This is a genomic window from Pigmentiphaga aceris, assembly GCF_008119665.1.
Classification (GTDB): domain Bacteria; phylum Pseudomonadota; class Gammaproteobacteria; order Burkholderiales; family Burkholderiaceae_B; genus Pigmentiphaga; species Pigmentiphaga aceris.
Genome location: NZ_CP043046.1, coordinates 1254389 through 1265987, shown reverse-complemented (window position 1 = coordinate 1265987; position 11599 = coordinate 1254389). Strand labels below are relative to the sequence as shown.

Annotated in this window: 8 protein-coding genes and 1 tRNA gene; 2 read left to right on the top strand and 7 right to left on the bottom strand. The window is 61.8% G+C overall.

From position 1 onward, the window contains the following. Positions 1-13: 13 nt before the first annotated feature. The 7 genes from FXN63_RS05285 to FXN63_RS05255 form a co-directional block, all read right to left on the bottom strand. Positions 14-1810: a ShlB/FhaC/HecB family hemolysin secretion/activation protein gene (locus tag FXN63_RS05285; RefSeq protein ID WP_148813473.1), complete on the bottom strand. Its 1797-nt coding sequence runs from the start codon at positions 1808-1810 to the stop codon at positions 14-16. A 644-nt stretch (positions 1811-2454) separates the two neighbouring features. Beyond that, a tRNA-Val gene (locus FXN63_RS05280) sits at positions 2455-2529 on the bottom strand. A 68-nt stretch (positions 2530-2597) separates the two neighbouring features. Beyond that, positions 2598-3320 carry a DNA polymerase III subunit epsilon gene (dnaQ, locus tag FXN63_RS05275; RefSeq protein WP_148813472.1) on the bottom strand — a complete coding sequence of 241 codons (723 nt, stop codon included), beginning with the start codon at positions 3318-3320 and terminating at the stop codon, positions 2598-2600. Positions 3321-3355: 35 nt separating this feature from the next. After that, positions 3356-6469: an efflux RND transporter permease subunit gene (locus FXN63_RS05270; protein ID WP_148813471.1), complete on the bottom strand. Its 3114-nt coding sequence runs from the start codon at positions 6467-6469 to the stop codon at positions 3356-3358. A gap of 9 nt (positions 6470-6478) precedes the next feature. Continuing rightward, positions 6479-7576: an efflux RND transporter periplasmic adaptor subunit gene (locus tag FXN63_RS05265; protein WP_148813470.1), complete on the bottom strand. Its 1098-nt coding sequence runs from the start codon at positions 7574-7576 to the stop codon at positions 6479-6481. Positions 7577-7840: 264 nt separating this feature from the next. Continuing rightward, a complete protein-coding gene (rnhA, locus tag FXN63_RS05260; RefSeq protein ID WP_148813469.1) occupies positions 7841-8287 on the bottom strand; it encodes a ribonuclease HI in 447 nt (148 codons plus the stop codon). Further along, entirely contained in the window at positions 8284-9096 is an 813-nt protein-coding gene (locus FXN63_RS05255; RefSeq protein ID WP_148813468.1) for a class I SAM-dependent methyltransferase, read from the bottom strand. The genes rnhA and FXN63_RS05255 overlap by 4 nt, the downstream gene beginning before the upstream one ends. Between FXN63_RS05255 and gloB the strand changes: the two genes are divergently transcribed. Further along, on the top strand, positions 9095-9928 hold the full coding sequence (gene gloB, locus FXN63_RS05250) for a hydroxyacylglutathione hydrolase (protein ID WP_148813467.1): 834 nt from the start codon (positions 9095-9097) through the stop codon (positions 9926-9928). The two genes, FXN63_RS05255 and gloB, sit on opposite strands and share 2 nt — an antisense overlap. Positions 9929-10042: 114 nt before the next feature. Beyond that, positions 10043-11599, top strand: a complete 1557-nt coding sequence (locus tag FXN63_RS05245) for a lytic transglycosylase (RefSeq protein ID WP_148813466.1) — start codon at positions 10043-10045, stop codon at positions 11597-11599.

Below are 11599 nucleotides of genomic sequence, written 5' to 3'. Positions count from 1 at the left end.
GGTCAGGGACACGTCAGAAAGAGAAGGAAAGCGAGGCTTGTACGCGAGCGCCTTCCTTGGGCATCCAGCTGGGGCGATGCACGGCATTCATGACGTAGGTATCGAGCATGGCCGAGCCAAGCTTGACCGATACGCCCAGCGCAGCGCCGGCCAGCGAGCCGGAGTCGCCGTCGCCGCGATGACCGCGCACGTAGCCGCCGTCCAGGCCGGCATACACACGCCAGTCACCGGAGTAACCACCGAGCGAGAAGGCGTTGCGCAGACCGATGTCATTGCGGATGAAGTAGCCGTTGTCGTTCGACAGGCTGTAGCGCGAGAAACCGCGCACGGTGTAGACGCTGCCCAGCAGCAGTTGCTCGGAGCCGTACAACACGTCGCGCGAGTATTGGCCCGAGAACGAGGTGCTCAGGTCGATGCTGTGGCCAGGGGCGATCGGGAAGGAACGCATCCACGATGCCGAGACGCGTGCCTTGCCGAACTGCGCGCGGGGCGCGGTATCGGGCAGGCCGCTTGCGTCATCCAACGCGCCAAATGCGTTCAGGCCTTGCGACCAGCCCGCACCCAGGAAAGCCACGCCACCGAAGGCAGCGCTGCGCAGCGACAAGTCCAGGTCGCCAACGGTGAGCTGGCGGCTGCTGACATCGAGGTACTGCTTTTCCAGGTAGTTCTTGGAGTCTTTGTGGGTCAGTGTGCCGGACAGGGTCAGCAGGTGATCGCGGTTGCGGAACACCACGCGGTCTGCGCGCACGAACGCGGTGGTCGAATCGCCGTCCGAGGTCAGACGGGTGCCACCGGGCAGGCTGAACATCGTCTTGTAGCTGGACTTGCTGAAGCCGACGCTGAAGGTGTTGTAGCCGTAGGGAATGACGTAGCTCAGGCTGTCCGAGACCGAATCGCGCGTATTGCTTTTGCGATCCAGAGTGCGTCGGTCGGTGAAGCTGATCGAGTCGTTCAGACCCAGCAGGTTGTCAAAAGACAGGCCCACGGAGCCTTGCAGCGGGCCAGTGCTGGCCGAGCCGGTGTTGTCGGCGGACAAGTTGACGCGCCAGCGCTTCTTCGGCTCGTTGGCAATGACCAGCACGCTTGCGCCGGCTTCGCTGCCCGGCTCGATGGACATGCGTGCGTCGTTGGACAGCAGGCGGTTGATCTGGTCCAGACCTTGTTCGACGTCGCGCAGGTTCAGCGGCTGGCCGAGCATGCCGGGGAAGGCGGTGCGGGTGGAAATGCTGTCGCTGTCCTTGTCGTCGACACGGATCTTTTCCAGCTTGCCTTCTTCGACGGTGAGCGTCAGACGACCGGTGGAAAGGTCTTGCGGGCCGAGATAAACGCGCGCTGCGATCATGCCTTCGTTGATGTACCAGGCAGTGACCGTGCCCATCAGCAACTCGATCTTGCCCGCGTCCAGGCATTGACCGGCGTACGGAGAAGTCAGTTCGCGCTGCGTACCCGGCGAGATCGACAGTGCGCCCTCCAGCGAGATTTCAGCGATGTCGCGGCAAACCGAAGGCGGACGCTGACGTTGCGGCTGCGCCGGGGCGACCGGCTGCAGATTGCTCGGCGGACGTGCGCTTTCACGGTCAAGGTCGAACTGGCGCTGGGTGCGCTCTTGTTGCTCTTGCTGAATCCGCTCGATCTGCTGGATCGCAGGCGGAATTCCTTGGGCGAAGGCACCCGATGCAAACTGCGCACTCGCCAGACCCAGCAGACCGGTGACCAACCAGCCAAGCTTCTGCGAGCTGGTTCGTGTCGGGGTGAAAAACAGGGCTGCGGTATCACCGCCTCGATTGCTCAACATCGGAGAACGTCTCATCAAATACAGATCGACCGGCACCGGACCACCCGGCGGCAGACAGTTGGTAAAAACCCGTGGATAAGGGCATCGCCAACCATTTCAAAATGTATTTAAAGAAAAAAATCTTCTCGGATGTTCTTAATTCCTGTGCAAAAAATGTTGCTGGACGGCTTTTTTTGAAAATGTAACAGTGCTAAAGAAATCCGGATTTCGGCATACGGCGTGGTTACTCAGGTTTGAGGCAATGGCTGCATCACCAACCTGTCGCCCCGGACAAAGCCCCGTACAGCGCCGTTTTGCGGCATTGTCGCCCTCACACAACGACAAATAGCCAAGTAAGGTGTCTCATCGAGGTAAATGAGAAAAACTGGCATTTGAGCGCGGCTTATGACGCAGCGCCGGCTCGCAATATTTCGGGTCTACGGGCGGTGTCAGGCGAGGGTGATCAGCGCAGCACGGTGACCGCGCTCCTGACCTAAAAGTGACGGTTCGACACGGGAGTGCAACCAAGCCGACTGGCCGAAGGTCGCAAAAGGCAGACAACCAGCACGCTGGCAAAAACCAAGAATGCCAAAGTGAAAGCACCAACAAAAAAATCCACAAAGCAAAAAGGCCCTCGACTATTGTCTGAGGGCCTTTTTGCTTGCGGTTTCCCGCGAATCTGGTGGGTGGTACAGGGATTGAACCTGTGACCCCTGCCGTGTGAAGGCAGTGCTCTACCGCTGAGCTAACCACCCAAGTGGTTTCTTGCTGTTTCTAGCGTCGCGTTGTTTTGTGCGCCGCCGAGAAAAAGACTATAGCACAGTCATGCAGCGTTTGTCTCGCCTTCCCACTGACGCCACACACAAGGTTTTTTCGCCGCCTTGTCCAAGGCCGCCAGATAGCCCTGGTGTGCGGCCATCTCGGTCTCATCGGCCATCAGCACGGGAAGATGGCTGACGTCGACTTCTTCCAGGTGCAGTTCCTGGCTCTCTGAGACAGTCTCATTACCGGCATCGATCACCAGGCTTTCCTGCCCGCGCGTCATCGCCAGCCAGACTTCCGCCAACAATTCCGAGTCAAGCAATGCGCCGTGCAAGGTACGGTGCTTGTTGGAAATGTCGTAGCGATCGCACAAGGCGTCCAGCGAGTTGCGCTTGCCTGGATGCATGTCGCGCGCCTGGCGCAGCGAGTCGATCACGTCGTGGCAATGCGTGCGGAATTCGCCGAGCTTCAGGCGCGCGAATTCTGCGTTGAGAAAGCGCAAGTCGAATTCGGCGTTGTGGATGATCAGCGTGGAGCCACGCACGAAATCCAGCAGTTCCTTGACCTTGTCTTCGAAACGCGGGTGTTCGGACAGGAATTCGCGTGACAAGCCGTGGACGTTGAATGCGCCTGCGTCGATGTCACGGTCGGGATTCAGGTACGTGTGGAAATTGCGGCGGGTGACGCGGCGGTTGACCACTTCGACACAGCCGATTTCGATGACGCGATGCCCCAGGTGGGCTTCGAGGCCGGTGGTTTCAGTATCAAGAACGACGTAACGCATGCAGATTTCCCAACGGGTCAAACAAAGGCGACAGCTTACACCGGGTGTATCGGCGTACTGACCGCCACGGGCTGAGCGGTGCCTCCGCCGCCATGGCCATCGGCTTCAGTCGATTTCACCGCACGCTTGCGCGCCGACGAGATCATCGAATACACGCAAGGCACGACGAACAGCGTCAGCAAGGTGCCCAGGCTCATGCCGCCAACGATCACCCAGCCGATCTGCCGGCGTGACTCGGCACCTGCGCCGGACGACAGCGCAAGCGGGATCGCGCCCAGCACCATGGCGCCCGTGGTCATCAGAATGGGGCGAAGCCGCATCACGCTGGCATCCACCACGGCATCCATCAGTTCGTGGCCTTCGTCGCGAAGCTGATTCGCGAATTCGACGATCAGAATGCCGTGTTTGGTGATCAGGCCCACCAGTGTGATCAAACCGATCTGGCTGTAGATCGACAGCGTACCGCCCGACCACCACAGCGCCAGCAGCGCCCCGGTCATCGACAAGGGCACGGACAGCATGATGATGAACGGATTGCGCCAGCTTTCGAATTGCGCGGCCAGTACCAGGTAGATGAAGGCGATGGCCATGCCGAACACCAGGTAGATGCTGCCGGCGGAATCGCGGAATTCGCGCGACTGGCCATTCAGGTCGGTCTGGGTGCCGGCGGGCAAGGTACGGTCCGCCACGGCGTACATGTGTTCGAGCGCTTCGCCCACGGCGTAACCAGGTGCCAGGTTGGCGGTGATGGTGACGGCGCGCATGCGGTTGAAGTGGTTCAGCGACTGCGGCGACACACCTTCGTTGATGCTCAGCACATTGCTCAGCTGCACCATGCTGCCGTCGCGTGCCCGCACGTAGATGTCGGAAATATCGCCAGGCGTGGTGCGATCGCGTGGTTCTACCTGCACACGCACGTCGTATTGTTCGCCCTCTTCCTTGAAGCGCGTCACTTGGCGGCCACCCAGCATGCTTTCCAGCGTGCGGCCGACCGTGGACACATTGACGCCAATGTCAGCCAGTTTTTCGCGATTGACGGCCACCCGCAGTTCCGGGGTTTCCAGGCGCAGGTCAGTCTGCACGTTCTGCAGGCCGGGATAGTCAGCCAAGCCTTCCAGGAAACCGTTGGCGATGGTGTTCAGCTCTGGGTACGAGACCTGGCTGAGAATCACGAATTCAATCGGGTACGACCGTGCCGACTGGCCCAGTGATGGCGGATTGGACGGGTTGGCACGGATGCCGGGCAAGGCGGCAAACTTGGGTTGCAGCTCGCGGGCGATTTCCTGCTGACTGCGTGTGCGCTGCTCCCAGGGCTTCAGGCGCAGGATGGCCGTACCGTCAGACACGGTGGGGTTACCCGCCACCGCCTGATAGCTTTCCATTTCCGGCACCGCTTCGTACATGGCCTCGATGGCACGCAGGTTCTCAGAGGTGTAGCCCACTGTTGCGCCTTGCGGCGAGGTGACGATGCCGTAGATCACGCCACGGTCTTCCGTGGGCGACAGTTCGCTTTTGATGATCTGAAACATGGGCACCATGCCCAGACCGACCGCAATGCCGATCACCACCACAAACCAGCGCCAGGCCAGGGCAAAGCGCAAGACCGCGCGATAGGCATTGTTCAGGCCGTTCAGCCAGCCTTCGACCAGGTTGTACAGCCAGCCATGCGAGGTCTCGTGGCGCAGCAGCACGGCACACATCATTGGCGTAAGCGTCAGCGCAACAAAGCCGGACACGGCCACTGACCCTGCCAAGGCCAACGCAAACTCCACGAACAGACGGCCAGTGCGACCGGTAGCGAAGGCCAGCGGCGCGTACACCGCCACCAGCGTTAGTGTCATCGCCACCACGGCAAAGCCGATTTCCTTGGCCCCGCGCAACGCAGCCTCGACCCGGGGCATGCCGTCTTCAATGTGCCGGAAGATATTTTCCAGCACCACGATCGCGTCATCGACCACCAGGCCGATGGCAAGCACCATGGCCAGCAGGGTCAGCGTGTTGATGGAAAAGCCGAAGGCGTACATCAAGGCGCAAGACCCGATCAAGGACACCGGAATGGTGATGATCGGAATCAGGCTGGCGCGCAGGTTGCGCAGGAAGAAGAAGATGACCAGCACCACCAGCACCACGGCTTCGAGGATGGTGTGATAGACCGCGTCAATAGAGCGTTCGATGAAAACGGAGGTGTCATAGGACACCGTGAGTTTCATGCCTTTGGGCATGACTTCGTTCAAGCGGTCGACCTCGGCCCGCACGGCTTTCGACAGTTCCAGCGGGTTCGCCGTGGATTGCCGGATCACCCCGACATTCAGCGCCGATTGCCCCCGGAAGCGCGCTACCACCCGTTCGTCGGCCGGTGCCAACGCAACATTGGCAATGTCACCGATACGCACGCTGTAGCCACTGACGGTGGCCACGATGATCTTCCGAAACTGCTCGACCGTTTGCAGATCGGTGGACGCCACCACCGAGAATTCCCGATCGCGCGATTCGATGCGCCCGGCAGGGATTTCGACGTTCTGCGCGGCCAGCGCGTTTTCCACGTCCTGCGGGGTCAGCTTATAGGCCGCCAGCTTGTTGCGGTCCACGCCGATGCGCATGGTCGGCAGGCGATCGCCGAACACCCGCACGTCGGCCGCGCCCGGCAATACCGACAAGCGCTGTTTTACATAGCGGTTGATATAGTCGGACGCCTGCATGGTAGACATGCTGCCGGCTTCCACCGCGATGAAGATGATGGGCTGCGAGTCGGCCTCGACCTTGGCGATCACCGGCTCATCCACTTCGTCGGGCAGACGGCGACGCACGCGTGACACCTTGTCGCGCACCTCGGCGGCGGCCGTGTCGGCGCTGGTAGTCAGATTGAAACGGACGTTGATGTTGCTGCGTTCTGAACGGCTGGTGGAGGTCATTACCTGCACGCCTTCGATCCCGGACAGCGAATCTTCCAGCGGCTTGGTGACCTGAGACTCCATCACCTCGGCCGACGCCCCGGCATAGGTTGTCGTGACCGACACCACCGGTTCATCGATCTGCGGATATTCGCGCAAGGACAGCCGTGAATACGAGATCAGGCCGATCAGCACGATGAACAAGGACAGGACAGTGGCGAAGACCGGGCGCTTGATACAGGTTTCGGACAGCTTCATGACGGCGTCCTAGCGGGAAGCAACGGGATTCATCACCGTGACCGCCAGGCCATCGCGGATCTTCTGGTGGCCGGCGGTGACCACCATGTCGCCCTCTTTCACGCCTGCCAGCACTTCGACCAGGCCGTCGCGCCGCTGACCGATCTCGACCTTTACCTGTTGCGCGCGGTTGTCGCGCACCACAAATACATATTGTTCGTCGCGCTGCGGCACCAATGCCGTTTCCTGCACGGCCGGGCTGGGCTGCGTGGCACCGAACAGCAGGCGGACCCGGGCAAACATGCCAGGACGCAGATCGCCGCCCTTGTTATTGACCTGCGCGCGCATCACGATGGCACGACCTCCCTCGTCGATCAGCGGGCTGATCGCAAACACTTTGCCCTCGTAACGCTTGTCCGGCATGGCATCGAGCGCAATTTCCAGCGTCTGGCCTTGGCGCACATCGGACATATACAACTCAGGAATGCGGAAGTCGACCTTCAGCGGGTCAATGGCCTGGATGGTGACAATCTCCGAGCCTTCCTGCACGTAATTGCCTACCGATACATTGCGCAGGCCGATCACACCGGAAAACGGCGCACGCAGCGTGGACTTGTCCAGTCGCGCCTGCGCCAGATCCATGGCGGCTTCCTGCACGCGCATCACGTTGTCGGCCTCGTCACGCGCCTGTTTGCTGATGAAACCCTTTTGCTGCAGCTCGATTGCGCGGTCGAACTTGCTCTTGGCCAGCGTGTGATTGGCGCGCGCCTGCGCCAGTTCAGCGCGGGTGATCGAATCGTCCAGGCGTATCAGCACCTGCCCTTTCTGCACCCGCTGCCCTTCGGTAAAGCGGATTTCAACGATGCGCCCGGCGATTTCGGGGCGCAGGGTTACCGATTCATCGGCGCGCAGGCTGCCGACTGCCGCCACACCACGCGGAAACGCGGCCAGCACGACCTTGGTCGCGTGGACTTCGACAGGCTTGGCAGTTGGGGCGGGCGTGGCAGCGACCTTGGGTGCCACCGGTGCGGGGGCCGGCTTGTTCAGCAGGCGTGGCCCGTAAAACCCGGCGGCTGCGCCGACGATCAGGGCGGCGGCGACAAAGACAAGGATCGAGCTTTTGGACATGGATCGACTTCGCGGAGGGCCAACACGCGGCGGTGCTGCAAGGAAAATATGCCGTTGGGTGCCGGCCGTGCGATCTACCGGGTGACTCCGGGGACGAGATGAACGTGCCAGGGAAGACGTTCCCGCCTGAAGCACGATCCTGCTGACTGTAGCATCCTGATACGCCTGCCACCAGCCAGCAGTGTGGCGTCGGGCAACACAATCCTGGCGTCAACCGCTCAACGGCTTCAAGTGCAGGCCGTCAGTGTTCTCAAGCCCAGGAACTCAGCCGCCCTTCGACCGGGCCAATGCCACGCCCTGATTGGCCAACTCATCCGCACGCTCGTTACCCGGGTCGCCAGCATGGCCCCGCACCCATTTCCATTGGACCGTGTGTTTCACCGCCAGTTCGTCCAACTGCTTCCAGAGATCGGCATTTTTCACCGGTTTCTTGTCGGACGTGATCCAGCCGCGCCGCTTCCAGCCGCTGATCCATTCGGAAATGCCTTTCTGCACGTACTGCGAATCGGTGTGGATGACGACATTGCACGGGCGCGTCAGCGCTTTCAGCGCTTCGATCACGCCGGTCAGTTCCATGCGGTTATTGGTCGTCAGCGTTTCGCCGCCGAACAAAGTCTTCTCGTGCGGGCCGGTACGCATCAACGCGCCCCAGCCACCCACGCCGGGGTTGCCCTTGCAGGCGCCGTCCGTCCAGATTTCAACCGTGCTCATTCACTATCCTTGACATGCATATTGTGTAGATTGGGTTGCACCGCCTGGACATCGCCCAGCTTCGGGGTGGCAACCATGCCGGCACGGCGCGCCGACTTGCGCTGCTTCCAGGCCGGCGCGATCAGGCGCATGCCAGACACCCGCTTGACTGCCGACACTGCATACGCCGCGCCGCATACCGGCCACCAGCGATCGCCCGCCTTTTCCATGAAGGCGTAACGGTCCAGCCATTTATTGGTCTTGCACAGCGGGCGATAACAGCCGAAACGGCCACGGTCGAGCTCGAACGACAGCAAGGTCAGCCAGTCTTTCAGACGGGTCAAAGGCAATATCTGCTCGTGATCCGGCAAGAAAGATGGATGACCCTGAACCTTCTGGCGCAGCCCCCACAGGCTCCACGGGTTAAAACCCGTGATGACCAGCCGACCTTCAGGGATCAGCACACGCTCGGCCTCGCGCAGCACCTGGTGCGGGTCGGGTGACATTTCCAGCGCATGCGGCAAGACCACCAGATCGACGCTTTGCGACTCGAAGGGCAATTCTTCGGAATCGGCAACGGCCACGGCACTCCAGCGAAAGTGCAGGTTGGCAGGCGCAGGCGTTTCGCCGACGAATCCCTTGAAGGGCATCCGGTTGGCGCGCAGGCAATCCATCTCGGGCAGACCGATCTGCAAGGCGTGATAACCGAACACATCGCCCACGGCGTTGTCGTATTGGCTCATTTCCCAGGCCGCCAGGTAGCGGCCGGCAGGCGTATCGAGCCAGGGACCCAGTTCTACAATCGGCGGATTAATCGGGGAAGATGACATGAGTGACTCGACGGGACAACAGGTAGACCAAGCTGAACAACGCGTGCATTCGACGCCAGCCATCGAGGCGCTGCCCGCGTTCGAGGACAACTATATATGGTTGGTCCATGCGGGCGGCAACGCCGTGGTGATCGATCCGGGCCAGGCCGCGCCAGTACGTGCACGCCTGGCGGCCGCCGGCTTGCGGTTGCGCGCCATTCTACTGACTCACCACCACAACGATCATGTCGGTGGTGTTGCCGAGCTGGTCGCCGAGACCGGCGCAAGGGTCTATGGCCCGGCAACCGAGACCTTGCCGCACTGCGACGTGCCCCTGCGCGGCGGCGATCAGGTAACGCTGGCCGAGGTCGGACTGGACCTGCGAGTAATCGATGTACCAGGCCATACCGCAGGCCACATTGCCTACGCGGGCTACGCTCATAGCAAGCCCGTGGTGTTCTGCGGCGACACCTTGTTTTCCGGGGGCTGTGGTCGCCTGTTCGAAGGCACACCCGCGCAGATGCACGCGTCTCTGGCCAGCCTGGCGGCCCTGCCGCCCGCCACCCTGGTCTACGCCGCGCATGAGTACACCTTGTCGAATCTGCGCTGGGCGCGCGCTGTTGACCCGGACAATCTGGCCCTGGCGGGTTGGCAAAAAGCGGCGGAAACCCTGCGCGCACGCGGGCAACCCACGCTGCCGGCTGCTCTGGGGGTCGAGCTGGCCATCAACCCATTCCTGCGCACTCATATAGCTGGCATCCAGGCAGCGGCAAGCAGCCACGCCGGGCATCCTTTGCAAGACGAAATCGCCGTTTTTGCGGCGCTGCGCGAGTGGAAAAACAGCTTCCGCTGAATGCTTGGTCGCGATCTTCTGGCAAGATCAGCCAAAAATACGCTAAAACGTAACCCCTATTGACGAGGTCCGGCCGCCTCCCTACTATCTCGCGGCTGCGAATCCAGGACGAACATGAAAGTCATTCTTAGTATCGCCATCGCGGTGCTGGCGCTGGCGGGCTGCGCGACTGCCCCGCCGCCCACCGCGACCGGACCGGACGGCCAGACGCCCCAGGGCTCCCCCACGTCGCCCCAGCAGGAATCCGGTCCGCGTGTTCGTATCGCAGATCCGCTGACTCATGCCGCCGTCGAAGTCGTTGCCGCGCGTACCGTTGATCTGACCGTCGCCCCCGATGACGTGTGGAAACGCGTCCGCCGTGGCTTCTCGGTGCCCAACATCGACACGCCACTGGTGCAGGAGTGGGAAGAGTTCTATTCCCGCAAGCCCGAATACCTGCAACGCATTGCGGCCCGTGCCGGCAAGTACCTGTTCTATATCGTCGAGGAAATCGACCGTCGCGGCATGCCCACCGAGCTGGCGCTGCTGCCCTTCGTGGAAAGCGCCTACGACCCGTGGGCGTACTCGCCCGCCAAGGCCTCGGGCCTGTGGCAATTCATTCCCAGCACCGGCCGTGGCTACAACCTGAAGCAGGACTGGTGGCGTGACGAGCGTCGCGACCCGATCGCGTCGACCAATGCGGCCCTGGACTATCTGGAATACCTGTTCGACTTCCACGGCGACTGGCACCTGGCGCTGGCGTCCTACAACTGGGGCGAAGGCTCGGTCAAACGTGCGATCGAAAAGAACGCCGGCCGCGACATGCCGACCGACTATCTGTCGCTCGACATGCCCAACGAAACGCGCAACTACATCCCCAAGCTGCAGGCGATCAAGAACATCATTGCCCACCCGCAGGACTTCAACGTCCAACTGCCGGTGGTCGACAACACGCCCTACTTCGTGACCATCACGCGTAATCGCGACATCGATGTTCCGTTGGCGGCCAAGCTGGCTGAAATGCCGGTCGAAGAATTCAAGGCACTTAACCCCTCGTTCAACCGCAATGTGATCCTGGGCCGCCACGAACCGACCCTGATCCTGCCGACCGACCGCGTAGCGATTTTCGAGACCAACCTGAAGTCCTACGACGGTGCGCTGTCGTCCTGGGGCACCCACACGGTGGCTCGCGGTGAAAAGCTGCCGGCGATTGCCAAGCGCTACAACCTGTCGGTGGCAACGCTGACCGAAGCCAATGGCCTGACCATGCGCAGCGCCATCGAAACCGGCCAGGTGCTGCTGATCCCGACCCGCGCCACCTCGGTGCAGGTGGTCAAGGATGCCGCAGCCGCCAGTCGCGGCCGGGCCGTCGAGGCCAAGCAGGAAGTCGTGTCGGCACGTGACCGTGGCCGTGAGCTGGCCGCAGCCAAGAGCCGCGAACAGGCCGCTGCCGCAAGCCGCACGCGCCAGCAAGCCGCTGCTGTCGCCAAGCCGCAGCAGCAGGCTGCAGCCCGAGGACGCCCGCAGGCTGCCGCCAAACCCACCCGCACCCACAAGGTGGTGCAGGGCGATACGCTTGCATCGATTGCGCAGCGCTACCGCACCAGCGTGTCGGAACTGACGGCCGCCAATAACGGCATCGCCAAATCTGTGCTGCGCATTGGTACCGCCGTTCGCATTCCGCCGGGCTGA

Bases quoted from the DNA above. Each gene is read 5' to 3' on its own strand.
- FXN63_RS05255 (WP_148813468.1), bottom strand. From the start codon at position 9,096: ATGTCATCTTCCCCGATTAATCCGCCGATTGTAGAACTGGGTCCCTGG.
- FXN63_RS05270 (WP_148813471.1), bottom strand. From the start codon at position 6,469: ATGAAGCTGTCCGAAACCTGTATCAAGCGCCCGGTCTTCGCCACTGTC.
- gloB (WP_148813467.1), top strand. From the start codon at position 9,095: ATGAGTGACTCGACGGGACAACAGGTAGACCAAGCTGAACAACGCGTG.
- dnaQ (WP_148813472.1), bottom strand. From the start codon at position 3,320: ATGCGTTACGTCGTTCTTGATACTGAAACCACCGGCCTCGAAGCCCAC.
- FXN63_RS05265 (WP_148813470.1), bottom strand. From the start codon at position 7,576: ATGTCCAAAAGCTCGATCCTTGTCTTTGTCGCCGCCGCCCTGATCGTC.
- FXN63_RS05245 (WP_148813466.1), top strand. From the start codon at position 10,043: ATGAAAGTCATTCTTAGTATCGCCATCGCGGTGCTGGCGCTGGCGGGC.
- FXN63_RS05285 (WP_148813473.1), bottom strand. From the start codon at position 1,810: ATGAGACGTTCTCCGATGTTGAGCAATCGAGGCGGTGATACCGCAGCC.
- rnhA (WP_148813469.1), bottom strand. From the start codon at position 8,287: ATGAGCACGGTTGAAATCTGGACGGACGGCGCCTGCAAGGGCAACCCC.